The 25,977-nt window shown below is 55.0% G+C and carries 22 protein-coding genes; 18 read left to right on the forward strand and 4 right to left on the reverse strand.

Translation table 11 applies throughout. The features are described 5' to 3' along the window. The first annotated feature begins 26 nt into the window (after positions 1 to 26). From AC50YL_RS24630 to AC50YL_RS24650, 5 genes are all read left to right on the forward strand, one after another. The gene (locus tag AC50YL_RS24630; protein ID WP_494835456.1) at positions 27 to 1,868 is read left to right on the forward strand and encodes a glycoside hydrolase family 127 protein; all 1,842 of its coding nucleotides are present in this window, start codon (positions 27 to 29) and stop codon (positions 1,866 to 1,868) included. An 812-nt stretch (positions 1,869 to 2,680) separates the two neighbouring features. Further along, positions 2,681 to 2,995 carry a hypothetical protein gene (locus tag AC50YL_RS24635; protein WP_494835457.1) on the forward strand — a complete coding sequence of 105 codons (315 nt, stop codon included), beginning with the start codon at positions 2,681 to 2,683 and terminating at the stop codon, positions 2,993 to 2,995. A 207-nt stretch (positions 2,996 to 3,202) separates the two neighbouring features. Continuing rightward, the gene (locus AC50YL_RS24640) at positions 3,203 to 3,628 is read left to right on the forward strand and encodes a hypothetical protein (protein ID WP_494835458.1); all 426 of its coding nucleotides are present in this window, start codon (positions 3,203 to 3,205) and stop codon (positions 3,626 to 3,628) included. A gap of 199 nt (positions 3,629 to 3,827) precedes the next feature. Then, a complete protein-coding gene (locus AC50YL_RS24645; protein WP_494835459.1) occupies positions 3,828 to 4,424 on the forward strand; it encodes a GNAT family N-acetyltransferase in 597 nt (198 codons plus the stop codon). Between the two features lie 398 nt (positions 4,425 to 4,822). Beyond that, positions 4,823 to 5,068 carry a hypothetical protein gene (locus tag AC50YL_RS24650; protein ID WP_494835460.1) on the forward strand — a complete coding sequence of 82 codons (246 nt, stop codon included), beginning with the start codon at positions 4,823 to 4,825 and terminating at the stop codon, positions 5,066 to 5,068. Between the two features lie 115 nt (positions 5,069 to 5,183). Here the strand turns inward: AC50YL_RS24650 and AC50YL_RS24655 are convergent, their stop codons facing one another. Next, entirely contained in the window at positions 5,184 to 11,915 is a 6,732-nt protein-coding gene (locus AC50YL_RS24655; RefSeq protein WP_494835461.1) for a S8 family serine peptidase, read from the reverse strand. Between the two features lie 593 nt (positions 11,916 to 12,508). On the opposite strand from AC50YL_RS24655, the gene AC50YL_RS24660 reads away from it, so the two are divergent. The 9 genes from AC50YL_RS24660 (at position 12,509) to AC50YL_RS24700 (ending at position 17,473) form a co-directional block, all read left to right on the forward strand. Further along, a complete protein-coding gene (locus tag AC50YL_RS24660; protein ID WP_494835462.1) occupies positions 12,509 to 12,847 on the forward strand; it encodes a hypothetical protein in 339 nt (112 codons plus the stop codon). A gap of 12 nt (positions 12,848 to 12,859) precedes the next feature. Continuing rightward, on the forward strand, positions 12,860 to 13,399 hold the full coding sequence (locus AC50YL_RS24665; protein ID WP_494835463.1) for a histidine phosphatase family protein: 540 nt from the start codon (positions 12,860 to 12,862) through the stop codon (positions 13,397 to 13,399). Positions 13,400 to 13,481: 82 nt separating this feature from the next. Further along, on the forward strand, positions 13,482 to 13,715 hold the full coding sequence (locus AC50YL_RS24670) for a VOC family protein (RefSeq protein WP_494835464.1): 234 nt from the start codon (positions 13,482 to 13,484) through the stop codon (positions 13,713 to 13,715). A gap of 117 nt (positions 13,716 to 13,832) precedes the next feature. Further along, entirely contained in the window at positions 13,833 to 14,210 is a 378-nt protein-coding gene (locus AC50YL_RS24675; protein ID WP_494835465.1) for a DUF4181 domain-containing protein, read from the forward strand. Between the two features lie 401 nt (positions 14,211 to 14,611). Further along, the gene (locus AC50YL_RS24680) at positions 14,612 to 15,487 is read left to right on the forward strand and encodes a phosphotransferase (protein WP_494835466.1); all 876 of its coding nucleotides are present in this window, start codon (positions 14,612 to 14,614) and stop codon (positions 15,485 to 15,487) included. Between the two features lie 8 nt (positions 15,488 to 15,495). After that, entirely contained in the window at positions 15,496 to 15,963 is a 468-nt protein-coding gene (locus AC50YL_RS24685) for a hypothetical protein (RefSeq protein WP_494835467.1), read from the forward strand. A gap of 37 nt (positions 15,964 to 16,000) precedes the next feature. Next, a complete protein-coding gene (locus tag AC50YL_RS24690) occupies positions 16,001 to 16,588 on the forward strand; it encodes a metallophosphoesterase family protein (protein ID WP_494835468.1) in 588 nt (195 codons plus the stop codon). A 43-nt stretch (positions 16,589 to 16,631) separates the two neighbouring features. Then, positions 16,632 to 17,045: a hypothetical protein gene (locus tag AC50YL_RS24695; protein ID WP_494835470.1), complete on the forward strand. Its 414-nt coding sequence runs from the start codon at positions 16,632 to 16,634 to the stop codon at positions 17,043 to 17,045. Continuing rightward, positions 17,042 to 17,473: an NUDIX hydrolase gene (locus tag AC50YL_RS24700; protein WP_494835471.1), complete on the forward strand. Its 432-nt coding sequence runs from the start codon at positions 17,042 to 17,044 to the stop codon at positions 17,471 to 17,473. The genes AC50YL_RS24695 and AC50YL_RS24700 overlap by 4 nt, the downstream gene beginning before the upstream one ends. Before the next feature lie 403 nt (positions 17,474 to 17,876). Here the strand turns inward: AC50YL_RS24700 and AC50YL_RS24705 are convergent, their stop codons facing one another. After that, positions 17,877 to 18,770 (reverse strand): helix-turn-helix transcriptional regulator, encoded by an 894-nt coding sequence (locus tag AC50YL_RS24705; protein ID WP_494835473.1) that lies wholly within the window; start codon positions 18,768 to 18,770, stop codon positions 17,877 to 17,879. Between the two features lie 278 nt (positions 18,771 to 19,048). Here AC50YL_RS24705 and AC50YL_RS24710 point away from each other — a divergent pair, with 278 nt between their 5' ends. Continuing rightward, the gene (locus AC50YL_RS24710; protein WP_494835475.1) at positions 19,049 to 20,002 is read left to right on the forward strand and encodes a glycoside hydrolase family protein; all 954 of its coding nucleotides are present in this window, start codon (positions 19,049 to 19,051) and stop codon (positions 20,000 to 20,002) included. 184 nt (positions 20,003 to 20,186) lie between these two features. On the opposite strand, the gene AC50YL_RS24715 is transcribed toward AC50YL_RS24710, so the two are convergent. Next, complete coding sequence (locus AC50YL_RS24715) at positions 20,187 to 21,056, reverse strand: imm11 family protein (RefSeq protein ID WP_494835476.1); 870 nt, start codon at positions 21,054 to 21,056, stop codon at positions 20,187 to 20,189. A gap of 87 nt (positions 21,057 to 21,143) precedes the next feature. Next, the gene (locus tag AC50YL_RS24720) at positions 21,144 to 22,070 is read right to left on the reverse strand and encodes a helix-turn-helix domain-containing protein (RefSeq protein WP_494835477.1); all 927 of its coding nucleotides are present in this window, start codon (positions 22,068 to 22,070) and stop codon (positions 21,144 to 21,146) included. 184 nt (positions 22,071 to 22,254) lie between these two features. On the opposite strand from AC50YL_RS24720, the gene AC50YL_RS24725 reads away from it, so the two are divergent. The 3 genes from AC50YL_RS24725 to AC50YL_RS24735 all read left to right on the forward strand — a co-directional run bounded on the left by AC50YL_RS24725 (position 22,255) and on the right by AC50YL_RS24735 (position 25,872). Continuing rightward, positions 22,255 to 22,992, forward strand: a complete 738-nt coding sequence (locus AC50YL_RS24725; protein WP_494835479.1) for a ThuA domain-containing protein — start codon at positions 22,255 to 22,257, stop codon at positions 22,990 to 22,992. Between the two features lie 255 nt (positions 22,993 to 23,247). Next, complete coding sequence (locus AC50YL_RS24730) at positions 23,248 to 24,405, forward strand: glycoside hydrolase family 172 protein (protein ID WP_494835480.1); 1,158 nt, start codon at positions 23,248 to 23,250, stop codon at positions 24,403 to 24,405. 75 nt (positions 24,406 to 24,480) lie between these two features. Then, positions 24,481 to 25,872 (forward strand): glycoside hydrolase family 32 protein, encoded by a 1,392-nt coding sequence (locus AC50YL_RS24735; protein ID WP_494835481.1) that lies wholly within the window; start codon positions 24,481 to 24,483, stop codon positions 25,870 to 25,872. The last annotated feature ends 105 nt before the right edge of the window (positions 25,873 to 25,977 follow it).

Raw genomic sequence — 25,977 nt, forward strand, 5'->3', positions numbered from 1 at the left:
GAACGACTGACAAGGAGGCATGCAAGATGTCGATGGTGGGAAATCCGGTCAAGGGCTGGGAGGGCGTCCCTTTCTCCGCGGTGAAGATCAAGGACGAATTCTGGCGCCCGCGGCTGGAAGTGCTGAAGAGCGTGACGATCGGCGTTTGTCTCGACCAATGCGAGCAGACGAACCGGATCGCGAATTTCGCGCTGGCTGCCGGACTGGCGGAAGGCAAGTACGAGGGCATGTATTACAACGATTCCGACGTGTACAAGGTGCTGGAGGGCGCGGCATACGCGCTCATGACGGACCGCGATCCCGCGCTGGAAGCGGAGATTGACCGCATCGCCGGGCTGATCGAAGCCGCGCAGGAGAGCGACGGCTACCTGTCTACCTATTACACGGTGGAAGCGCCGGACCTGAAGTGGACCGACATGGAGAAGCACGAGATGTACAACGGCGGCCATCTGATCGAGGCGGCGGTGGCGTACTATCAAGCGACGGGCAAACGCAGGCTGCTGGACGTCGCGTGCCGGATGGCCGATCATTACGACGCGACGTTCGGACCGGGCAAGCGGCACTGGGCCGAGGGGCACGAGGAGATCGAGCTGGCGCTCGTGAAGCTGTTCCGCGCGACGGGCGAGGAGCGGTATTGGAAGCTCGCGCTCTGGCTGCTCGAGGAACGGGGCCACGGCCACGGCGTCGGCGCGATCTGGGATAAACCGGATTGGGGTCCGGCGTACTGCCAGGACGACGTGCCGGTCAGGGATATCCGCGAGGTGAAAGGGCACGCGGTCCGCGCGATGTACCTCTACACGGCGATGGCCGACGTCGTGCTCGCATCGGGCGATACCGCGTACCTGGACGCGCTCGACCGCGTCTGGGCGCATACGGTGGAGCGGAATATGTACGTGACCGGCGGCATCGGGCCGTCCGTGCACAACGAAGGGTTCACCCACGATTACGATCTGCCCAACGAATCAGCGTACTGCGAGACCTGCGCCGCCATCGCGATGGCGTTCTGGAACCATCGGATGAACCTGCTGCACGGCGACGGGAAATACGCGGACCTCGTGGAGAGGGAGATGTACAACGGCGCGCTGTCCGGCATCTCGCTCTCCGGCGACAAGTTCTTCTACGTGAATCCGCTCGCGTCCAAGGGCGAGCATCACCGGGTCGAATGGTTCCATACATCGTGCTGCCCGACGAATCTGGCGCGGTTCCTGCCCGCCATCGGCCAATACGCGTATGCCAGGGCGGAGGATGGTATCGCGGTCAATCAGTACATGAGCAGCGAGACGACCGTCGCGCTCGACAGTGGCGTCGGCGCGGTGCGGATCGCGCAGTCTACGGCGTATCCGTGGGACGGACGCGTGGCGCTCGCGGTCACGCCGGAGCAGGCGGGCGAGTTCGCGGTGCGGCTGCGCCTGCCGGGCTGGTGCCGGAGCTATCGGATATCCGCGCAGGGCGAGCGAGTCGAAGGCGCGGAGGCGTTGGCGGAGAAGGGCTATCTCGTGCTGCGGCGGCACTGGACGCCGGGCGATACGGTCGAGCTGGAGCTGGATATGCCCGTCGAGGCGGTCCGCTCCCGGCCGGAGGTGGAAGCGAACCGCGGGCGCGTCGCGTTCCAGCGCGGGCCGGTCGTGTACTGCGCCGAGCAGGCCGGCAATGACGGGCTGCGGTATGACGCATTCGCGCTTGCGGCGCACGAAGCGTTCGCGGTCGAGCACCGCGCGGAGCTGCTCGGCGGCGTGACCGTGCTGCGCGGCCGGACGGCCGACGGCGCGGCTTGTGAGTTGATCCCTTACTATGCGTGGGATAACCGCGAAGCGGGGTTCATGCAGGTGTGGGTTCGCGAGGCGGAGGATGGGCGGTTGTATCGGTAGCTGGGGTGGTTGGAGGTAGGTTGAATCGCATTGTGCGACGGTGGTTTTACTTCCTCAAAAGGGATCATCAGAGTAGGTAGTCTTTGTATTTTGGGAGGTCAACCGGTAGTTTCGGTTGGCCTTTTTGATTTTGCAGTCATGATGGTAATGACAATTATGGCTTTTATGTAAAAGCTGTCGACATCCATATTAAATTTCCGTAAAATGGAATTTAAAACATTGAAAGACTGAGTTCGATTCAGAACGTAGTGAACTTAATGTGAGTGTGTGGTGAAGTACCTTCGTGAATACTCCGAAGGTTTAATATTTATAGAAGTACGTGAAAAAGACGTTTTGTGAAGGTCCGGCAGAAGTTAGGAGTGGGATCGAAGAGGCATTATCAGTATCGGGGAAGAGTAAACAGCCGGACACACCCGCACCACCTAACCGCATCGCGGCCGGTTCCTTCGGAACCTTAAGGTGGTGCGGCGTCGTGCATACAAGAACGTTATAGGAAATTACGGAAGGAACGAAAAAGTGAGTACAAGCTTTGATGTCTATCCTACTTCAGATCAATTGCCATCATATTTTGATCTTCTAAGAAAAGCTAAGGAAAATATAACAACAAAATTAAAAGCAATAGGAGTAAAACTTGATTTGGAGTTCGAGTTTTCTATGGAGAACTCGGAAGAGTCGTACCCTGTTATACTCACAGATTTAATCAATATTCCCCACGGCAAATCTCTTAGAGTTTCTAGCCCAGTAATACCAGGTGGATTTTATATAATCAATTCGATAATGAACAAATGTATAAGGATTTATGGGAAGATGAAATGGAAAGAGAACAAGCAAAGAAATATGTACATCAAATCAAAAGGAGTTTAGTTAAACCATATCACTGGAATATAGTCAGATATGCGGGGACTCTCCCTTTATTTAATATGTCATATGGTTTTTTTGCTTCCGCATTAGCTGAGCTGACTGATGGTCTTGTTTTCTCTGATGATAATGCTTGGGAATACTCGAAATTTCCGTGCAATGCGCTAGAGTTTAACTCCATTTATTTTAATCCTAAATATGCAGTTGATAAAAACCATAAAAAGTGGGCAAAGGAAAATATAGAATCCATCAAGAAATCTTTTGGGTGATTCGAGAAGTCCTAACTTCGTCGGATCAAATGTTCACGCACCAGGGAATATGTCCCGTGGTCCGGTCGAAGATTTCGGGAAGTGAAGTCAGCCGGAGAACCCTGTGAGTCAAAGTTTGAAAACCTGCTCGCTGTCGCTAACTTAAAGCTCTCTGGTTTGTAAATACAAGCACATTAGCTAAAATTGACGTGGCTGAGAGGTGATCAAATGAAAATCAAAATAGTATTGATTACCTTTATACTTTGTTTTTGTTGTGGTTGTACTTCGAAAAATGAAAATGAAGTTAATAATCAATTTTTTAAGTTCACTGGAGAACTGCTCAGTGTTGTAAATCAAAAAGGTAACCGTTACTCAAAAGAAACTGGAAGTATGTTTACTGTTACAGTAATTAAAATCTCTCCAATAATAGAGGGATACAAAGAATATTTAGAATCAAACCAAACAAAGGGTACTGATTATTTCAATATTACAAACAGAACAATCATCTATAAAATGAACGCCGATAATCATAAAGAAATAATAGATGCTCGTGAATTAGAAACAAACCGAGGGAAACAAATCGAGTTTTGGATCAATACAATACCAAGTCATCGAGATCAATTAGAAGCTATTGAAATAACGATTTTGAATTAATAGAAACATTGAATGTATTTCAGAGAAGACGTCAGCATCAGCAAACACCATAATCATGCATCGGGTCATTCGGCCGTCGGTACGGCCGGAGTTAGATGTGGACTCCGGGGGCAATTGGCAGCAGCAAGGAAGCGGGATCAGCCGAATACACCCGGCCGGCCCTTCTGAGACTTGTTTGAATATATCGAAGAACATAAGCATGAATTACATGAACAAATCTATAAGGCAAAGTGAGTCCATCAAGAAGATCAAGAGAGTAGGGAAACGAGTGGTTACTTATCGAATATTGAATCGCGATCATGTTAATTGTTTGCATCAGATTGACCGTTCTGAATTCATTGATGTTATCTACAAAGTGTCAGAAGGCGAAATCAAAGAAGTCAAAAATGAACATGATTGTCCAACGTGGGATGAGGATGTACTACAAGAGATACGAAATAGATTTTTGCATGAATTAGAGAACGGTGGAATGTCCGTTGGGGCATTTTCAGACGAAGTGTTAGTTGGATTCGGAGTTCTAGCCCATCAATTAAGGGGTATGAATCAAGACAGACTTCAAATTGATCTGATGTATGTATCAAGAGATTATAGAAGACAAGGTATAGGGAAACAAATACTCAACCAATTAAGTGAAGAGGCAAGAAGAAGAGGAGCCCAGTATCTGTACATCTCTTCGACCGAAACTAGATCAGCGGTTTCATTTTACAAACACAACGGCAGTCGATTAACAGAGGAGATTGATCAAGAACTTTTTGATAAAGAACCGAATGATATTCATATGGTAATAGAACTCTGAACACAAGATTGTTACCCGAAATTCCAAAAGAAGGGATAGTCTAATGAAGAAGAAGGTATTTATTGGATCAATCCTATTTTCAATAGCCGCACCGACTAGTTTATTATTTCTGCCTCACGCAATAGACTGGCTTCTAAATTCTCAAAGTAATAATGACCAGTTTCAATACCAAGATACTTATTTCGTTTTATGGATGGACTTTAATTGGATTTCATTTATTTTCTTAGGTCTATATTCTTTTGTTTTATATTATCTATTGGTAGGAATATGGATGTTGATCAGGTTCGGTTTAAAAAGGCTAACGGTAAAAAGAGGAAGAATTAAAACTTAACCATCTTTACCATGGAAGCGATCTAGCAAAATTACAAGAATATAAAGATCGAAAGAGAGGTCCCCTCATGAACATATTACAAAAAAAAGCCTTCATCTGCGCCATCATCGGCGGGCTTCTCTGGATCGTCAGCGGGATTGTCGGCTTTGCCATTCAAGTGCAGCATATGAACGATGAGATCAAGGCATTTATTCCGGAGCCGAGCAATATGCTGCCGATCCTGATCAGCATGCTCTTGAGCGGGCTTGGGCTCGTTGGCATGATTATCAGCCTGGTCGTGTACGTTACCTCCAGGACGACAAAGAGAGCTTGATGGTGAATGATCTAGATGTTAAATGAGCATGATCGATGATCCATGATTCCATGCATGTAACGAAATAAAACAGACTGCAGCCGGAGCTGCAGTCTGTTTTCGCATTCGGAACGTTTTAGTTAATCAAGCCGGCTTGTTTCAGCAGGTTGTAAATCGCCGTTGCGGCTTCTGCGCGGGTTGACGGAGACTTCGGCGTGAAGAAGAGGCTGCCGTTTGCTTCCGTGCCGCTCATCAGTCCGCCGGCGGATACGGTTTGTACGCTGTCCTTGGCATAGCCGGAGATGGCCGCGGCATCCGCATAGGTCGGGCTGGCGATGCCATTCGTCTGCAGACGAACCAGACTCGCGGCTCGCTCCAGCATGACCGCCAGATCCTGATGCGTGATCGTGCCGTTCGGCTTGAAGCTTCCGTCTCCCAGGCCGGTGATCAGACCGGCTTGGTACGCGGCGGCGACTTCGTCCGCATACCATTTGTCGGCCGTCACGTCAGTGAACGGAGCATTGCCGCTGCCTTGCAGTCCGAGCGCGCGGGTCAGCATCGCCGCGAATTCGGCGCGCGTCACGGAGGCGTTCGGCGAGAACGCGGCGTTCGACGTGCCGTCGATCAGGAACTTGCTCGCAAGCGCCTCGATCTTATCCTTCGCCGTCGTGCTGCCGAGATCCGCGAAGCCGATCGTTCTCGTCACGGCGGCGTAGGTCGAGAAGCCGGGACGTGTAACGGTTACCGTGGTGGTGCCGTCATCGTTGCTTGCAAACGCCGCAGGAGCCGGGCTTGCGGTTTGACCGCCAAGATAGAGCACGCCGGCTGCCTTGGCGTCTGCGCCTTTCGCAAGGATAAAGGCTTGCTTGATCAGTTCTTTGCCCGAGAGCTGAAGCGGCGTGACGGTCGTGCCTTGGACCGCGCTCACTTCAAACGCAACCGGCGTTCCAAGTACGGTGATACCCGGTACCGCGTTCGTAAAGGCCGTGCTTTGATCGCTGCCGGCCAGCGTGACTTGAAGGCCGGCGTTCTTGGGAACTTTGGCCAGGATGCCGACCGGAAGCGCAATGGCGCTGGTTCCGTTCGTAATCACGATGGCATTCGCCGGATTGGACGCGGCGAGCAAGGCTACTTGGCTGGCCGTTAAGTTAAACTGCGCATGCTGCGAAGCAGTGGTCGTGAAAGGCACCACGACGGCAACGGGCGACGAAGTCAATGCTTGCTGCAGATCGGCATCCGATACCGACGCCGTTACGGTGTTCCCGTCCGTTTTAAATGCAGGCTTCAGCGTTTGTTGATTCAAGCCTTTGTTCACGACTGCCGTCAAGGCAAAATTCGTGCTGGTGCTTGGCGTAGGCGGGATCACAACGACTGGACCGCCGCCGCCTCCAGTATAAATGGCCGGAAGCGTGACCGTTACTTTGACTTCGGTCTTAATGGCTGGCTTCGCCTTCGCGGCGATGGTGACGGTCAATTCGACGTCCGTGCTGGTGCCAGGCTGTTTGAGCAAGAGGCCGGCATCGCTGATCAGCTCGTCGTTGCTGCTTCCCGTAACCGCGTAGGAGATGTCGTCTGCCTCGGGAAGGGTAAGCACGGCTTTGTCCGCTTCCGTCGTATTGGCGACGTTGGCTTTGAAAGCAGCCTTCGCGTCGTTCACGAGCGCCCAAGCGGGATCGACGTTGACGAACAATTTGCCCGGCGCGACCGCTTCCGTTTCATTGCCGGCAGCATCCGCTACCCGAACGACGATGAGACCGTCGTCCAGGATCAGCTTATCCGGCGTTTTGTAGCTTCCTTCGTACAAGCCTGGCGTCGCGGCGCTTTCCGTCATCGCGATTTCGTTTGCTTTCGTCGCCGCAGGCGCGATCGGAAGCTCGATGCGGAACGAAGCGTTCAAGCCCGGATCGCTCTTGAAGGATACCTGCAGGGTTTCGCCCTGTGCCAGCTTAACGTCGCTTGCCGGCGCGATATCCGTAATCGCAGGACTATCCAAGTCCAGATGAACGGTGCGCGTCACCGTGGTTTCGTTGCCGGCAAGGTCCTTTGCCGTGACCGTGACGACATTCGCGCCCGGATCCAGCAGCACGCGATGCTTGAATGTGCCGTCGGCGGCTACATCGGCTTGCTCGCCATTCACGGTTAACTGGCTAAAGTATTCATCGCCGGTCGTTCCGTTCAGCGTCAAGGCTTCTTGGTTGGTCTTGAAGCCGTCGATCGGCGCCTCTACGGTCAGGCTCGGCACGGTAACATCCAGCGTGACTTCGGTAGGCGCGGAAGGATCGGTCGTTTTGCCGTCCAGGGCCGCCACCGCCGTCAAGCTGTTTACACCGGCCTTCAGCTCGACAGGTATGGTGAACGTACCCTTGTCGACGACGGCAGTGCCTACTTCGTCGCTGCCGTTGAACAACGTGACGGTCGTTCCGTCAACGGGCACCGTTCCCGTGACGTCCAGCTTCGCTTGATTGGTGTACGACTTCGCTGCCGGCGAAGTAATGACAGGGGCGGTAACTTCATTGCTTACGAGCGCCCTGATCATGTAGTTGCCGTCGTCTTCAGGCGAAGGGGACCACGCTCCGCTCACCAGCTGCCAGCTGCGCAGGGCGTTCGGGCCGTCTACGTCCGTGCTGAGTCCCGGCGTATTCGGATAGGCTCCGACTTGGATATAAGCCATGTAGAAATCGCCGGTTACGACAACCGGCGTCGGGAGCGTCACGGACGTCCACTCGCCGTTCCGCAGCCCGTCGCCATCGAAAGGTCCGGCAATCAATTTGCCCGGTGCTCCATCCGTGCCGCTTGCGTCGTACAGCGCATACTTGAACGGCGTGGCGCCCGGCTCCGGCCAAGAAGTATCCCAGATGCGGAACAACGCGCCCGTCACTTGAGCGCTATTCGCGGCGGGCGTCATGCGAACCGCCCAACCGTTGCCTGCATCATAGAAAGCATGGGCGTCCTCGGCTGTTCCGTCATCGTAGCCGATGCCGTCCGGAGCGCCAACGAAAGGCTTGAGCGAGACGTTCGTCTCCGCCGAGCCGTTCGCCGGCACCGTCACGGCGACGCTTTTTCCGTAGAAACCGCCTGCGGAGACGGACAGCGTATACGTGCCCTCCAGAACATCCAGCGAGAAGGCGCCTTGCTCATCGGTACGAACAGGCGAAATGTTCGCGTCCTCCATAATCATCACGTTGGCGTTGGCGATCGGCGCCTTGGTGCGCTCATCCGCGATGACGCCCGTGATTTGACCGTGAGGAATGGCTTCCAGGTCGAAATTCACCGTCGTATACACATTGTCCGTCACCGTGACCGGTTTGACCTGCGGATAATAGCCATAGGCCTCGACCTTCAGGTTGTAGTCGCCGGCAATATGCTTGAAGGAATAATCGCCCGTCGCGGGATCCGTCTTCACGGAGCGATTGGTTTCCAAGACCGTGACGGTCGCATTGGCCGGGAGGCTTTGCGGATTGACATCCCCGGACGGCTTGTTTGCTTCGAATGCTTCTTTGGTGGTTGCTTGGCTGGTATAAGCCGGCTTGGTGACCGGCGATTTCGGTCCGATCACGCCGTCGAATACGTGGTTGCGCGCGGTAACTTCCGTCGGCGCATCCACTTCCAGCACCTTGAAGCTATCGATATACCAGCCTGCCCGGCTGACGGTTCCATCGGAAGTCAGGCGGAAACGGAATTGAACCTGCTGATTCAAATAAGGCGCGAGATCGTAGCCGAACGTCTCCCACTGTCCGTCCACCGTGTTGCCGTTGAAGGATGCGAGCTCGGTCCAGCTCGAGCCTCCGTTCGTGGTGATATCCAGATGGCCGAAATCATAGCTGCTTTCCAGGTCGTACCAGTTGCTGAAGAAGACCGAAGCTTTGTCCGATTGGCTCAAATCAATGACGGGGGACACCAAGGCGTAATCGCTGGCGTCGCTATAGGTGTCGTCCAAGTCCGTTCCCCATACATTCGGAGCCGAAACCGCGCTCTCGGGTCCGATAGTGGTCGGCGTGCCGCGTTCCCACTCGTCGTTGACGCCGGAATGCGTCCAGCCGTTGTCCGTGTCCCCGTCGAACGTATCCTGGTAGATCGACACGATCTCAGGGAGCTCAAGGGTGATTTCGTTCGAAAGCTCGCTGGTATTTCCGCTGTAATCGACGGCTGCTACCGTATAGCGGTTGCTGCTGCCGCCGGCCGCGGTGCTATCCGTAAACGCGTTCAGCGTGGTCGTGCCGATCGGTTCGGATGCGCCGTCTCCAACGGAGCGATAGACCGTATACTTGGCTGCATCTTCGTCGGTCGAGGCATTCCAAGTCAGAGTGACGTTGTTAATCGTGTCTGCCGTTCCCGCAAGGTTCGTAGGCGCGCTTGGCGCTACCGCGTCCGGAGGCTGAACGGAGAGATCGTCGATGTACCAGTCCTTGCCGCCGCCAAAATCGCTGGCATACAAGTTGAACAAGAGTTGAACCTGCTGGCCGGCATATGGACGCAGATCGATGTATTGGGTTCTCCAATCGCCGCTCGCGCCGGTGAAATGCAGGACCTCCGTGAATTCATGATTGCTGGCTTCGGTCGCCAGATAGACGACGCCGTGGTCCGAGCCCAGATCGAAACTGTTCTTGAAGGACAGCACCGCGCCTTCCGGACTGTCCGTCAAGTCGATCGGCGGGGCCAGGAAGTAGGCATTCGTCCCGGGCAGGTAGTGCTCGCCCAGACTGGCAGCCGCAACTTTGCTTCCCGAAGCAGGCGTTCCGTAAAAAGGCGCGCCGACTTCCCACGTATTGTTGTAGCCGCCGCTTTCGAATCCGCTGACGTCTCCTTCGAAATCCTGTACGTACCCTGGCTTCATTCCGTTCGAGACGGTTGCCGTATACACGGGCGTGGAGATCTGGTTATTGCCGTAGTCGTTGGCCCTGATGTAATACTCCAAGCCTGCCGGATCGATGAGGAAAGCAGGGATGGCGGTTGTATATTGACCGGATTTATAATTGCCGGACGCTCTCTTCATCGGAAGATAGACGTATTCGTCCGTTCCTTTGATTCTCGCGAACGCTTCGACCTGAAGAACGCTGACGTTGTCGGAGACCTGCGCGGTCAGTTGAGCGTCCCTGCCGCTATAAATGACGGGGATAGGCGTGTGCTCGATTACCGGTGCCAGCGTATCTTCGCCGGCCGTTTTTACTTTGCCGGACACGGAACCGATACCGCTCGTTACGGCGCCAACGGCGTTCAGCGCATTGACGATGCCGTAGCCGTAGCCTTGGTTAGGCGTCTCGGGATATTCCTCGTCCGTGCGAGGCGTAGCCGTGCTCTCCAATATTTCTTCGATCTGATCGATCGTCAGGGAATGATTGGCTTGCAGCAGCATGGCGGCGATCCCGGTCGTAATCGGTCCGGCCATGGAGGTGCCGTTCCAGCCGCCTTCATAACCGCCGCCCGGAACGGTGGAGCGAATGTTCACGCCGGGCGCCGAGACCTCCGGTTTAAGTTCGTCGTACGGAGATGGACCGCGCAAGGAGAAGGAAGCGATCATGCCGTTGCTGTCCGTTGCGCCGGTCGCGAACGATTCGGGATAGTTGGCGGGATTGGCGACCGATCCGGGACCGCCGGGGTTGTCGTCCCGCACGTTGCCGGCCGAGAATTCGGGGAAAATCCCCGCCGCTCGCCAAGCTTGCACGATGGGACGGAAAAATTCGTCGATGCCGGCTCCGCCGCCCCAGGAATTGTTAACGACATCGGGCGCCATCTCGGGGTGCAGATTGCCCTCGCTGTCTACCGGGGCAAGAAGCCACTGACCCGCATCGAGAATGATGGCATCCGTCGTGGAAGGGTCGAATATGCGGACGGCGATCCATTTCGCTCCGGGAGCGACGCCGACCTTGTTGGTCCCGTTTTCCTCCGAGCCGACCATGGTGCCCATCGTATGCGTGCCGTGGCCCACGTTATCTTCCGGGAGCGGGACCGCGCTGTGGGCGTCGTACCAGCTCAGCTCGGGATGGACGATCTGGCCGTTTTCATCGTATGCCCGCCATTTGCGCTGCAAGGCCGGGTGCGTGTAATCGACGCCCGTGTCGATGTTGGCGACTACGATGCCGGTTCCGTCGATGCCGTTCTCCCAAACCTGAGGGGCGTTGACGTAATCGATGTTCCATTCCACGTTCTCGGTTAGCGGCACGGCTGCTTTTTGCGCGGGCGCCGACGGAGTCGCAGGAGCAGCTTCGGGTGCAGTCACGGGTGCAGTTTCCGGAGTCGTTTCCGGTGCAGTCACGGGAGCGGTTTCCGGAGCAGGGGCAGGATCAGTCACGGGAGCAGCAGCGTTAGGCGCCGCCGTATCCTTTGTTTTCTGGACCGTATCCAGGAACCGCTCCGTATTCGGGAGGATTTTCTCGACTTCGGGGCGTTGCGCGATCTTTTCCATTTCTGCTTTCGTGGACGTGACCGCCAAAGCGTTGACGATAAAGAAGCTTTTGTAGTCTTTCACGCCGGCATTGGAGGATTTCGCGCGGTCTAAGTAGGATTCGAGGGAGTCTTGCGTGCGTAAGGCTGTTTCACGCAGCGTGCCGATAACCGCATTGCGCATGGAAAGCTTGGCGGCGGCGGGGGTGACCTTGTCTTGTCGCGCTTTTTCTTGGGCGAGTAAGGAAGCTTGCGCGGGATCCGCTTGCTCCTTCATTTTGATCAAGTACGTGACGTACTCGTCATCGTCGAATCCTTTCGTCACCTGTGGATCGATTTTTGCTTGTACGGTTGCGGGGGAGACGGCTGAAACTGTGTTTTTCCGAACGATCGTATCCGCTGCGGCAGCGGCCGGAATGGAGATCGTCCATGCAAGGATGGCAGCCATCCCGATCGGAAAAATCTGTTGGATTGTTTTCCATTTCACAGTGCTTCTTCAACTCCTCGATAAAGTAGGTTTCTGGTACTCCTTCCGCAGCTCGTAGATGGGAGAGATGTTATGGTTTTCCGACCACCTCCTTTCATAAAATGCGGTGTAACCTTAAATTTCGTTAAATTTTTACTTTAGTGCGAAAATTAAGACAATTTAATGATTTAAATTATAGAGTGGAAATGAATGGATGGACAGAGACTTTCATAATAGTTCCAAAGATTGGCAGTTGCCTAAAAAATGGCATATTGCGGGGGGATATAACGTTTTTCGGCAAGAATTCGCCTCGCGTGGATCGCAGAAAAGTCGATTGCCCGATAAGCCGCTGACTCCGGCAAGCCTGTCAAGAACGGCGGCAAAGGCCGGTCTGTCCCTCTCGGGCGCCACCGGGCATTTAGGTTGGCCTCTTATCAAGAAAGCGGATAAGTGCGTAAAAGCTGTCGACTTTCGCTCGATATTTCCGTAAAGTGGAAATTAGAAGAAGAGAGTCCGGTCACGGTGCGGGAGGGGACGGTCAAAGCGGAGGAACGCCGTGAACACCGGCGTAAGCACGGCAAACATCTTGAAATTCGAAAGGCGGTTCAATCGCAATGGAACGGAAAATCATTAAAGCGGGTCTATATGGATTCATTTTCGGGCTGTTCATCGCCATCCTCTATTATCCGGATACGAAGGTCATCCATGAGGGATTTGGCATGATTTCAGAGCAAACCGTGCCTATTAGAGATCTGGTTTTCGATATGCTGCGTGCAGCGATCAGAACTTCGATCGCGTTCGTGATTTCGTATGGGGTGTTTAGCTTCTACAGAAATCTGAAGCAGGACCGTTTCGATCTTAAGCGTTCGATTGCCGATTTTCTTAAAGCCTTCGCGATTGGCATGCTTGTTCTTGCCGCGGTATATTTCCTGATCGGCGTAATCATAAGATAATGAGGGATGTTCATGAAGACGATCTATCTCATTCGACATTGCAAGGCCAAAGGGCAAGAGCCGGACGCGGAACTTACGTTCGAGGGGTTGGAGCAAGCGGAATTTCTCTCCGCATTTCTCTTGGATAAGCAGATTGAATTGATTATTTCGAGCCCTTTCTTAAGAGCCGTTCATTCGGTAAAGCCGTTTTCGGAGCTATCCAACCTTTCGGTGAATATCGATTCGAGATTATCGGAAAGAGTCTTAAGTTCGGTAGCTATGGCCGATTGGATGGAAGGGTTGAGAGCATCCTTTGAAGACATGGACCTGAAATTGCAAGGGGGAGAATCCTCTTCGGAAGCTGCCCGGCGGGGGATGGCAGTCATCAACGAACTTATGGATCGCGGCGAACATACGATTGCCATCGTGTCGCATGGGAACCTGCTGGCATTGATGATCCGGAATTTCAAAAAGGATTTTGGATTCGATGATTGGAAGGACATGGATAACCCGGACGTATATGAATTGGTTCTGGATACGGACAAAGACAGCGTAAAGCGGCTATGGAAGTGAACCATGCCGAAAATTATTTTATAGGGCGCTACGCGGATCGAACGCGAGGCGGCGGCATGCGAACAAGGAAGGGAAAATAAACATGAGTAAAATGATTGAAAACGTCGATCATGTTCAATTGCCGGTAACGGATATGGATAAGGCCGTCAGTTGGTATCATGACGTATTAGGTCTCGCAACAACCACCGTCTATCCCCATGCGGCATGGCTGAAATTCGGGTCGGGTCCCGTGTTAATGTTGCATCTCAGCACCAAGAACGAAAAAACCTCATGGTTTTCCGATGCCGTCTTTTATGTTCTTAACCAGGAATATTGAGCGATTACATGCAACGCTTCGAATTGGGAGCGTATGAACCGAAGGAATAGCGGTAACAGCCAACAAATCGAACTCGTTGTTTTAGCCGAATAATGCCTAATTCGAAGGGGGAGGTATATGGCGTTTTCCGTTTCGAATATACAGTCCCTGACATTACCCCTTGCGTTATTGCTGATGCTGTTGGCTATAACGCAACTAGCAGTCAAGAAATTTATCCTTCCAGAAGATTCAAATAAGATTTCCGATACGCCGGGCAAGAATATCAATCGGTGGGTCAAAGGATTGCTCGTAATCGTCACGTTGTTCGTTTTTTTCTTTGTGTTGGATACCTCGAATATCAACGCGCTGAAATGGTTCTGGTTACTGGTTTTTTCAGTTGCCACGGGACAGCAAGCATTTATGGAATGGAGGTATTTAAGAGGCTCCAAGGAATACATGAGTTCGCTTATTCAATTCGCGGTCGGATTCATATACATTTTAATTTTTATCTTCTGACACGCGTTGGAGACAAGTACACCATGATGCTAGACACGCGCCGTTCATTTTTTTGTGAAGCAGAGGCTGACCTCAAAAATAACCGCGTTCGAAGAACCGTATCTTTTTATCGATGAAATGCAACAGGGCGCTTTTAAGAAATTAAAACACATCCATGCGTTTAACGAACAAGACAACAAAACGTTCATGAGCGATATATTGACTTTCGAAGCCCCATTCGGGCTATTAGGATGGGCTGTTGAACGTTTGTTATTGAAGCGGTATTTGAAACGGTTCTTGGAACATCGGAATAATGAATTAAAGAAATTGGCGGAACAGAGATATGAACTTAAATAAGCATTAGCCTATTCACACCGGTAGAGAATCGGATGGATACGCCTATTTTATATGGGGGCCGACAAATGACTCGAATTATTGCAGAGTTTTTATTGCAGAAGTTTCCACATCAGAACCTCACACTGAAGGAACTTACGGGAGGATTCACGAATTACGCTCTACTTTTGGAGGGCTCGTCACCACCCGTTATGGCAAAGGTCTCTAACCTTAATAATACCGACGGATTAACCGAGATTAATTGTTTGAAACTATTAAACAATTTATCGGTTACTCCAAAAATATATGATGTGTTTGAATTTGATCAAAGCCGCATTACGATAATGGATTATTTGCATGGTATAAATGCACAAACCTGCTTAAACAATGGTGATTTATTAATCGCTAAGGAAATCTATAGGCAGCTTGGATTGAACTTGGCAAGGGATATCCATTCTATCGAAATGCCTTCAAATCTTTCCGGTTTAACTATTGTTGATGAGTTTGCTATGGATGAAAATGCGTTAGCATATGTTCCAATCTCTATATTAACTGAAGGTAGACGTATTCAGAATCTATGTGATCCCGGGAAGTATGCATTGATTCATGGGGATGCCGGCCCGCACAACGCCATTTATGCGGATCATTCGTTATATCTGATTGATTGGGAATGGGCTGGATGGGGCAGCTCAATGAATGATATCTCTTGGGTCATCTGGTTTGTGAATTTACACTATCCAACCATCTCGATGGAGTTGTCCAAGATATTCCTGCATTCTTATCAGTGCCATTCCGAACTCCGTATTACCGCAAGACAAATGAAAGCCTACGCGGTAAGAAGAGTCTTAACGATTATGACGCGACTTCAAAATGCCAACGACGATATAAGAAAGGAATGGATACGAAGATTAGAATGGACTGTGCAAACTGATTTTTGGGAAGATCTTGTACCGGACAGGCGATGACAACTAACATGAGAACGATATCGAAATTCCGTATCTGGACCATCCGGCTGGGCAGCCGATTCACGCGGTTCAGCGCCGTAGTCGCCCTTATCGGGTTCATTACGCTCGCTTATTCCGTGGCAAAGGATATAAATGCGCTGCCCGCAGTCGTGGCCATCCTGCTGACGGGGCTAACGCTCGTGGCGGTCAGCATCGTGCGGGCGAACAAGAAAATCAGGCTGATTCAAACCGGGCTTCAAACGAAGGGCAGCTTTAAAGGGTGGAGCAACTCGTTTATCACGTTCAACAACAGCAATCTGGTATTTTTGGTCTATACCTATCGGGACCGGAAGCGAAGGAAGAAAGAAGCCTCGGTGCTCTCGTCGAGTGTGGACGGACTCCCGGAAGTGACGGTATTCTATGATGAAGCGGACAGCGTGATTCTCGAATATTTGCCCGGAAAGCCCGGTATCAACGAAAAGAACGAGATCCGGTAACGAATGCCAAATACGGCCAGGCGGAGGTCGAACGGTCATGAAAATACTGGTTGTGTCCGACGAAGAATCGACGTACATTTGGGACCACTTTGACCGCAAGAGGTTCCGGGACGTTGAATTAATCATTTCCTGCGGCGATCTGAAGGCCGAGTATTTGTCCTATTCGGTGAGCATGATTCCCGTGCCTTTGTTGTACGTGCATGGCAACCATGACACGAAGTATGCAGCGGCTCCGCCCGAAGGCTGCGAATGCATCGAAGATCGAATCGTTCGCTGCCGGGGACTGCGGATCATGGGACTCGGGGGCAGTTATCGGTACAGTCCGGGCACGCATCAATATTCCGAACGTCAGATGAGCCGGCGAATCGCCAAACGAAAGCCGAGGCTGTGGTTGGGCAAAGGCGTGGATGTCCTGGTGACGCATGCTCCGGCCTATAAGCTGGGGGACGGCGAAGATTTATGTCACCGCGGATTTCAATGTTTTGTTGACTTCATGGACCGTTATAAGCCAAAATTGCTTTTACATGGCCATCAGCATCTGAACTACGGAAGAAACCAACGCGTGCATCAGTATAAGGACACGCGGATTATAAATGCCTTCGGTTACCACTTGGTCGAGGTCTAGCGGGAGAACGGAGGCGAATATAAAGTCAAAGCAGGTGAACCCGATGAATGAGATTCGTGCATTGTCCTTATGTTTCGATGAGGTCGGCCGCGAGATTGAAGTGCTGGATGTGTCCGTAGTCGATCACGATATCTTGATCATGGCGGAGAATTCGATCTTTAGCGAGCATGTCTCGTATGGGGATCGGATTCGCGTCAAAGAGGAGGAAGACATCTATTACTACATCGAGACCCTGCAGAAGTCGGAGCTGGTCCGGCATTCGTGGCTGCTGAGCAAGGAAGTCAGCGAATCCCCCGAGATCGAGCAGATCAAGGAAGCGATCAGCCAACTGGAGGGTAGATACGAGCAGGTATTCGGCGGCGTACTCGTCATCAATGTGCCGCAGGAAGCCGAGCACGCAATCGTCAACGAAGTGAACGCCACCATCGAGAAGATAGACCGCGGAGGATTGAAGTGAACACACCTATATTTTACGGAGCCGTCCATCTTTTGTTTTATCGGGACGAGCATGTGCTGCTCTTGAAAAGACAGAATACCGGATTCGAAGACGGCAAATGGAGCGTCGTTGCCGGTCGGATCGACGGCGGAGAAGAAGTGAAGTCGGCCGCGATCCGGGAAGCGAAGGAAGAAGCCGGCGTCGATATTTTACCGGAGGACCTCGATGTCGTCGGGGTCGTCCATCGCAAGAACGTCAGCTCGGAATGGATCGATTTCTATCTGACGGTACGCGCATGGAGCGGGGAAATCACCAATGTCGAGCCGCACAAATGCGAAGCGTTGACCTGGTTTCACGTCAGGGAGCTGCCGGAGCCCATGATCGGCTACATCCGAATGGCGCTCGAGAAGGATCATCGGACGCTATGGTTTGAAAGCTTGGGCTGGTGATTGGCCAATCATGTCGAAATGAGGAATTCCAATGACGGTACAACGGACCTTGGATGTCATCGATCGGGAGCTGTCCGATGTTCTGGAGGCGTACGAGCCCTGGATGCAGGGCGTGGATGCGGAATATGAAGCGTTCCGAATGGCCGAATAGTCGACCGGAAAATGGCGCGTAAACGTTGTGAATCTGCAATTTAATTTACTGGAGAGTGGCGCAATAAGCGGATATTCATAGAATCACCATGTGTGAAAATAGATAATTTTGCTAGATTAAGAAAACAGACGGCCGTTCGTCCTTCCAGTGACGAGCGGCCGTTCTCGTTCTCGCGGCGGCAACGGATTGCAGGTAAGCTAGCATTCGGCGTCACGCCTGTGGCCGCGGTGTCTTGAATTTCCTTCCATACCATCACCGCTCCCCTGCCTCGAACCGATTCCGGTACGCCGACGGACTGATCCCGGCAGCTCGGCTGAAGCGGCGCGCGAAATACGCCGGATCCTCGTAGCCGACGGCCGCGGCGATCTCGGCGACGGGCTTGTCCGTGGTCAGCAGCAGCAGCTTCGCCTGCTCCAAGCGATACTCGTTCACGTATTCGTTCGGCGTGCGGCCGAAGACGGCGCGCATGCAGCGCGTGATGTAGATCGGATGGTAGTTCAGCTCGTCCCGCAGCCGCTCGTTCGTCACCGGCTGGCGGTAATGCGCTTTGAGGAACGAGGCGGCGCGTTCCGCCACCTGAACGGAAGCGGAATCGGCGAGATGCTGCCGGGCATCGCCGCATAGGCGAAACAGCAGGCCGTGGAAGACCGACTGCTGCTTCCAGCTGCTCGCCAGATCCGATTTGGCGTTCAGCGCGAGCAGCCCTTCGATCTCCGCGTAGGTATCCGGCGGATTCGACAACGTTAGATGGCGGGGCAGCCGCAGCTCGTACTGACGCCCGAGATCACCCGGATGAAGAGATTCCGCGCCTCGCAGCGAGGACGGCGGGAGAGCGGCGTGCTCGCCGGACTCCGTCCATGGCGATTGGATCTGAAAATGCAGCCAGTAAAAATGCGTCTCCGTCTCGCAGGGCCGCGTCGGGTAATGATGCAGATCCGGCCGCAGAATCAGCGTCTCCCCGGCGCCGACCCGAGCTTCCTCGCCGGCTTCTCCCATGAAGAGCGCGCCGCTCGCAACGACGATCAGATCGAAGACGCCGATCGCCCGCCGCTCGACGTGCCGGGAGCCGGCCGCGAATACATCCCGTCCCGCGGTCAGAAAATGGGGCAGGGGCGGAATTTGGACGATCAGATCGGTCAGGGGCATAGGGATCCCTCTATTCTTAGCGTTTAGCGGGTTTCGAAAATGCAGGTTGTCACAGAAGAAACGAAACCGCGTTATGATTTTATCCAAAGATAAGCCGAGCGCAGAATCCTTGTCAATGGGACCTCGGGCCATACTGACCAATCCCCCGTAACGATGCCGCAGGAGCAGACCGGGAGCGATAGCGTTCGTTTCATAAATCCAAGCATTCGTTTCGATCGGCGCTTGCCGCTCGCTTCATCGTTTTCTATAGTGGAGAGGAGAAGAAGGAGGCACGTATCATGAGCGAGAAACTGTGGCATTTATTCAACGGCAATTACCGGCAAAACTGCCTGTCCTGGCAGCATTCCGCCCATAATCCGGTCGTCCCGGCAAGCGGCGATTCCTGGCGGAGCGTCTGGGTCGCGAACCCCGACGTGATCGCGTTCGGCGGCAAACAGCTGCTTTACTACAGGGGCAACGGCGTTCAGCCGAATACGGACGGACAGCGGCATGACCGGCTGGGCGTTGCCGAGATCCTGGAGGTGACCCGGGACAATATCCGGCTTCGCGAGCTGAACGGCGGCGAGCCGATCGTGGACGTCGGCGGACCGGACGCGTTCGACGGCAAGGACGTGCTCGACCCGTCCGCGGTCGTGTTCCAGGACCGGGTATTCGTCTATTATTCCGCGATCGGCGCCGGACCGGACTGCGTCGGCCTCGCGGTCAGCCGCGACGGCGTCAGCTTCGAGAAGGTCGGCAACATCATGGAAGGCCGGGCCCCTGCCGCCATCGTGAAGGACGGGCAGATCTACATGATCTACCAGCTCCTGCAAAATAACGGCTACCAGCTCTATCTGTCCCGCTCGGCGGACGGCATTCATTTCGAACCGGTGTCGGATCAGCCGGTATTCGCCGGAACGGCGGGCAGCTGGGATGCCTTGTCCATCGTCACGGCGCGGCTGATGAAGGACGGCGATGCGTTCTACATGCTGTACGGCGGCAGCTCGTACCTGGCGGACGAGCCGGATTTCTTCGGCCTGGCCCGCTCGGCGGATCTGCTGACCTGGGAGCCGCATCCCGGCAATCCGATCTTCGGCTGCGGCGCGATGGGGCAGGAGGACGGCGGCGCGATCTGGTTCCCGGCGCTGATCGAGACGGAGCGCGAGTTCGTCCTCCTGTACGAGGGAAGCCGGGGCAAATACAGCTGGGACATCTCCTCGCAGATCTGCATGGCCTCGATTCCGAAGGCGTAGCGCGGGATCCGATGAGCAGCGTGCCCGTTATAGGGAACGATAAAAAGCTATTCCATGGCCCTGTGGGTCGGGCCTGCCCCTCGGACGGGGTGCAGCCCCGACTAACCGTAGCCCGGGAATAGCTTTTTTGCGGAAGGATGGGGAATCGGAACAGGGATTCCGGAAGCAGATCAGGTTGGTAGAATCACGATTTCTTCCGACCGCCGGAGAAGGTGCCGGCGAGCTTGCCCATCAGACCGGTCGGCTCGGGTTCGGGGTCCCTGATGCCCCAGGTCAGGCCGAACAAGATCGGCGGAAGGTAGATCGGATCCATCCAGCTGTAAGTGCCGTCCGCGAGCAGATCGCCGAGCAGCAGCCCCTTCTTCGGATCGTGGCGCATGGCCCATTTGCCGCTGTAGACCGTCATGCCCTTCTTCTCGGTATAACGCACGGCCGTCGAATAGTCGAAGGTTTTCGTCAACGAGGCGGTCAGCGCGTCCTGCATGGCTTGAAAATCGGCATCCTTCTGCTGCCAGCTGTATTCGGAATCCCACATCTCGAGCAACTGATAGCCGGCAAGATCGGAGTTCGCAATGGCTTCCTGCAGCGTATCGCTGACGAACGGATAAATAACGAGCCTGTCCCCTTCGTGGAACTTGACTCTCAGCATATGATGCGGCGCCGCGAGGCGTTCGTGGAACGCGTAACGGTTATAGTCGACCAGCGTGCTGCCGACTCTGCGCGCTTCGCTATTGGCAGCATCCACGCAGTCGACCAGATTCAGGACGTGGGCAAAATACACGGTCTCGCCTTCATGCTCCACGGGCAGAAATTCGGCTTCCCCGGGATGAATATGCCGCTCGAACAATGCCTTCGCCTTCTCCGTGACGAGCAGCGCGCCGTTGTGGCGCTTCAAGAAATCGGAATGCCGGCCTTTTGGCGTGCATTTCAGTTTCGGCGGCACCCAGCTCGCCAGCATGGGCTGGCCGTCGAAGGCGAGGCGATCGAAATCTTCCATTTGCTCGAAATCCCAGCTGGCATAAGCGGGATGATAGTCTAGCAGCCAAAGCTTCATCGTTTCGTGCTCCTCTGGATGGATGATAGGATGACTTCCTTATTTTGGGAAGTCACTATGATCCTAGCAGAAAAGAGGCGTTTTGTCTCAGCCATTCCCGGCATCCGTCCGCAGCCGGTCACGGAACTGCTTCGGCGAGCAGTCGTTCAGGCGGTTGAACAGCTGGTAGAAATGCCCGAGGTTCGACATGCCGACGGCGACGGCCGCCTCCGCGATGCTGATGTCGCTCGTGAGCAGCAGCTGTTCGGCGCGTTTAATGCGCTTAAAGACCACGAATTCGGTGAAGGTCATGCCGAGCGCCTTCTTGAACGACTTCATGAAGTGGGTGCCGCTCAGGTTCAGCAGCCCGCTCACCGTCTCCACGGAGAGCTTCTCGTGCAGATGCTCTTCCACGTAATTGATCGCGGGCCGCAGCCGGTCGTAGAGCAGATGGTCGTGATAGTGGAGCAGCTTCCGGTCGTCGCTGCGCAGGAGCGTCAGCAGGATCAGCTTGACCATCGACGATACCGCCAGCTCGCAGCCGATCCGTTCCTCGTTCATCTCCTTGTAGATGTCGCGGATGAGCGCGGAGACCCGCGCGCGGGCATCGCGGTTCTCGCGGAAGATATAGTTGAGCGCGCTCAGGGGCCGGAAAATCTCCGCGAAATGCATCATGTTGTTCATCGTGCTGTGATCCCAGTATTTGCGCAGGTTGAGCTGGAAGACGAGATAGCTGAGCGGGGTCGCCTTCGTCTGCTGCGTCGTATGGGGCTCGGCCGAACCGAACAGCGCGACGTCGCCTTTGCGCAAGGGCAGCTGCTCGTCGCCGTAATAGGCGGTCATCTCGCCGCGGAGGATGAGCAGAAATTCGATTTCGTCATGGTAATTCCACGGGGGAAAGGGCGGCTTGCGTCCCGCCTGCTTGCCTGTCCCGTAAGCTTTGTCATGCTCCCGGCTCGAATCGATCCGCCAGATCTTGATGGCGAGAAACGGATTCTGGTAAGCGACATGCTCATGGTGGATTTCGGTTGTCATCGCGCTGCTCCTTCGGCGGTCTGAATGCAAGATCTCGTAAGGCCAGTGTAGCACGAATCGGGCATCTTGGACGCGGGAAGACAGAATACCGTAAAAAATTCGTCCGATCTGCAATCGATCCGGTCCGCCCCGTTCCTTATAATAAAAGCAAAATGAATGCCCTTACAGGAGGAACGATAAGAACATGACCCAACAACCGATTAACGTAACGATCTGGAACGAGTACCGCCACGAGAAGAAGAACCCCGTCGTGGGCGAGATTTACCCGGCAGGCATGCATGCCGCGATTGCCGAAGGTCTGAACGTGCAGGGCGAGATCCGGTTTGCTACGTTGGACGAGCCGGAGCATGGCCTGTCGGAAGAGGTATTGAACAATACCGACGTCCTGATCTGGTGGGGACATCTGGCGCATGGCGAGGTGCAGGACGAGATCGTCCAGCGCGTCTACGACCGCGTATTGCGCGGCATGGGGCTGATCGTGCTGCACTCCGGCCATTTCTCGAAAATTTTCCGGAAGCTGATGGGCACGTCCTGCGATCTGAAATGGCGCGAAGCGGACGAGAAGGAACGCATCTGGGTCGTCAACCCGGCGCATCCGATCGCGGCGGGCATCGGCGAATACATCGAGCTGCCGGCGGAAGAAATGTACGGCGAGCACTTCGACATCCCGCAGCCGGACGAGCTCGTCATGGTGAGCTGGTTCGAGGGCGGCGAAGTGTTCCGCAGCGGCTGCTGCTACTCGCGCGGCGCGGGAAAGGTGTTCTACTTCCGTCCGGGCCACGAAACGTACCCGACCTACCATAACCCGCAGGTGCGCAAGGTCATCGACAACGCGGTCAAATGGGCGGCGCCGGTCGGCCGCGAATATCCGAAGTACGGCCATGCCGCGACGCCGCTCGAGCCGATCAAGGGCGCGCATTAAGCGTCGGCACGCAGGCTTCGAGAACGGGCAAGCCGATGATGGAAACGAACGGGCTTCAAGCGAACGTGCTTGAAGCCCGTTTGCGCGACGGCCGGTACTGCGGTCGCGGCTGGAGCGAGGCTGCTCGTGCACAGCTAATGGAAATAAGCTGGAAGAGGGATTGACCCCTATGCGCGCATTTGAAATAATAACGGCATTAAGGAAATGTTAGCGTTTGCAATCAAGCCATTAACGGAAACGGAGCGATCGCGCGACATGCATTCACTCTATCTGCGCAAGGAAGGCACCTCCCACCGGGCGTCCAGCTGGGACCGAACCGGCGGCAATCGGGATTTTATCGAGATTCAGGCAGGAACCGCGGCAGTGCTCGCGGACATCGAAGGCGCGGGCATCATCAAGCATATCTGGATGACCGTCTCCTCCCGGGACAAGCATGCGTTCCGCAAAGTGCTGCTTCGCATGTACTGGGACGGCGAGCGCGAGCCGAGCGTGGAGTCGCCCGTCGGCGACTTCTTCGGCGTCGGGCACGGCGTGGCCAGCCATTACGTGTCGATGCCGCTGAACATGATCACGACGCAGGGCGTCGTGGAGAACAAAGCCGCCATGAACTGCTTCTTCGAGATGCCGTTCCGGCAGAGCGCGCGGATCGAGCTGGTCAACGAATGCGAGCACGATATCGTGCTCTACTATTACGTGGACTACGCGAAGCAGCCGGTATCGGACGACAGCTTCTACTTCCACGCGTCGTGGCGGAGAGAGAATCCCGCCAAGGGGACGGTGGATCTCGACCGGCTTAAGGCAGAGCAGGACGGCCAGGACCAAGCCTCGTATGCCGACGCGAAGGTGTACGAGGTCAAGAACCTGACGGGAGACGAGAATTATGTCCTGCTGGACGCCGAAGGAGAAGGCCATTACGTAGGCTGCAACCTCAGCATCGATCATATCAACCCGATGCCGGGGTTCAGCTGGCCCGGCGAAGGGGACGACATGTTCTTCATCGACGGGGAGCCGTGGCCCCCGCGCCTGCACGGAACGGGAACGGAAGATTATTTCTGCGCGGCATGGGGCTATCCCTCCGGCCAGTATTACGCGCCTTATCACGGCTTGTCGCTCTACGCGCCGATCCGGGAGAACGGCGATGCCTGGCGGGAGAGCAATACGATCCCGTTCAACGAATATTCCGGCAAAATGACGCAGTACCGCTTTCATATCGTCGATCCGATTATCTTCCGCAGCTCGATTCGCTTCAGCATCGAGCACGGCCATGGGAACGCCCAGTCCAACGACTACTCGTCCGTCGCGTACTGGTACCAGCGCGAGCCGCACAAGGCGTTTCCCGAGATGCTGCCGGTCGCGCTGCGGCTGCCGCTAGCCGAGAAGGAGAGCGCGCGCAGGTTTTATCGGACGTTCTGATCATTGCCGCCGGACGCCCGCGATCGCGAAGAGGCGATCGGCGGAGACTCTGTAGAAACGAGAGGAGCGCGTAACATGGATCGCTACAGACCGAGATATCATTTCACGCCGCCGCGCAATTGGATGAACGACCCGAACGGCCCTTTTCAATTGCATGGCGAGTACCATCTGTTCTATCAGCATAATCCGTCCGGAAAGGAATGGGGGGACATCCACTGGGGACATGCGAAGAGCCTGGATCTCGTCCATTGGGAACGGCTGCCCGTCGCGCTCGCGCCTTCGAAGGAGCTGGGGGAGCTTCACTGCTATTCTGGCTGCTCCGTCGTCGACGGCGAAGAGGTCAAGCTGTTCTATACGAGCATCGGCGAAGGAGAACGGAACGCGACGACCGGCGCGCAGCAGTGGACCGCCCGAAGCGGGGATGCGGTCGACTGGCGCAAGCCGGATGATAATCCCGTCCTGACGGCCGAGCTTCACGGGGAACTTCGCGTCACGGAATGGCGGGACCCCTACGTGTGGAAGGAAGGCGGCGAGTGGAACATGCTGCTCGGCGGCATCGCGGGCGGCAAGGGCTGCGGACTGATCTATCGTTCGGCGGATCTGAAGGAATGGCGCTTCGGCGGGTTGTTCCATCAGGGGGATGAGGGGATCTGGGAATGCCCGCATATCTTCCGGTTCGGCGATCAGGCCGTCGTCTGCTATTCGCCGAGCGGCCCGGTCGGCTACGTCTCGGGTACGTTCGCGGCCGACGGATTCTCGGAAGTGGCACGCCGCGGCATCGTCGATTACGGGGGCTGGGAGGGCTTCTACGCCTCGACGGGGTTCGTCGACGAGCGGGGGCGGCGCGTCCTGCTCGGCTGGATGCCGGAGAGCAGAGGGGAGAATTTCCCGGTGCCGCTCGAATGGACCGGCGCCTTGGCGCTGCCGCGCCTGGTAGATCTGAAACCGAACGGCGCGCTCGCGATCACGCCGATTCCCGAGCTGGAAGCATTGCGGGGCGAACGCCTGAGTTGGGCGGAGGTGCGGGTCGGCTCCAACCCGTTCGACCCGGGAGTGGCTTCGTCCTCCTTCGAGTGCGCGCTCGACATCGAGCTTCCCTCCGGCGGCGTCGGCGAATTGACCGTCTCCGTTCTCGTCTCGGCTTGCGGCCGGGAACATACGGACGTGCGCGTCGATTTCGCGGAGGGTACGATCGCCGTCGACCGTTCGGCGTCGAGCCTGTTCCCGGAGGTGCGCAAGTCTCCGCTTGTCGGCCGGTTCAATCTGGAGGACGGAGAACGCACGCTCCAGCTGCGCCTGTTCGTCGATCAATCGTCCATCGAGCTGTTCGCGGGCGACGAGACCTGCATCACGGCGCGGGTCTATCCTTCCTTGGACGACAGCCTGGGCATGCGGCTGCAAGCAGACGGCGAGGTTCGCGTTGCCGAGATGGCGTTCTGGGAAATGAAAGCGGCCGAGATTAGATAAGCGAGAGCGAGAAGTCCGGACATGACGGATGTTATGAAAGAGTCGGTCGACAAGCGTCGGCCGTCTTTTTTTTCGCTGCCGGCCCAAGCGCCGCCTTCGACCCTG

Source organism: Paenibacillus sp. J22P277, from assembly GCF_059383675.1.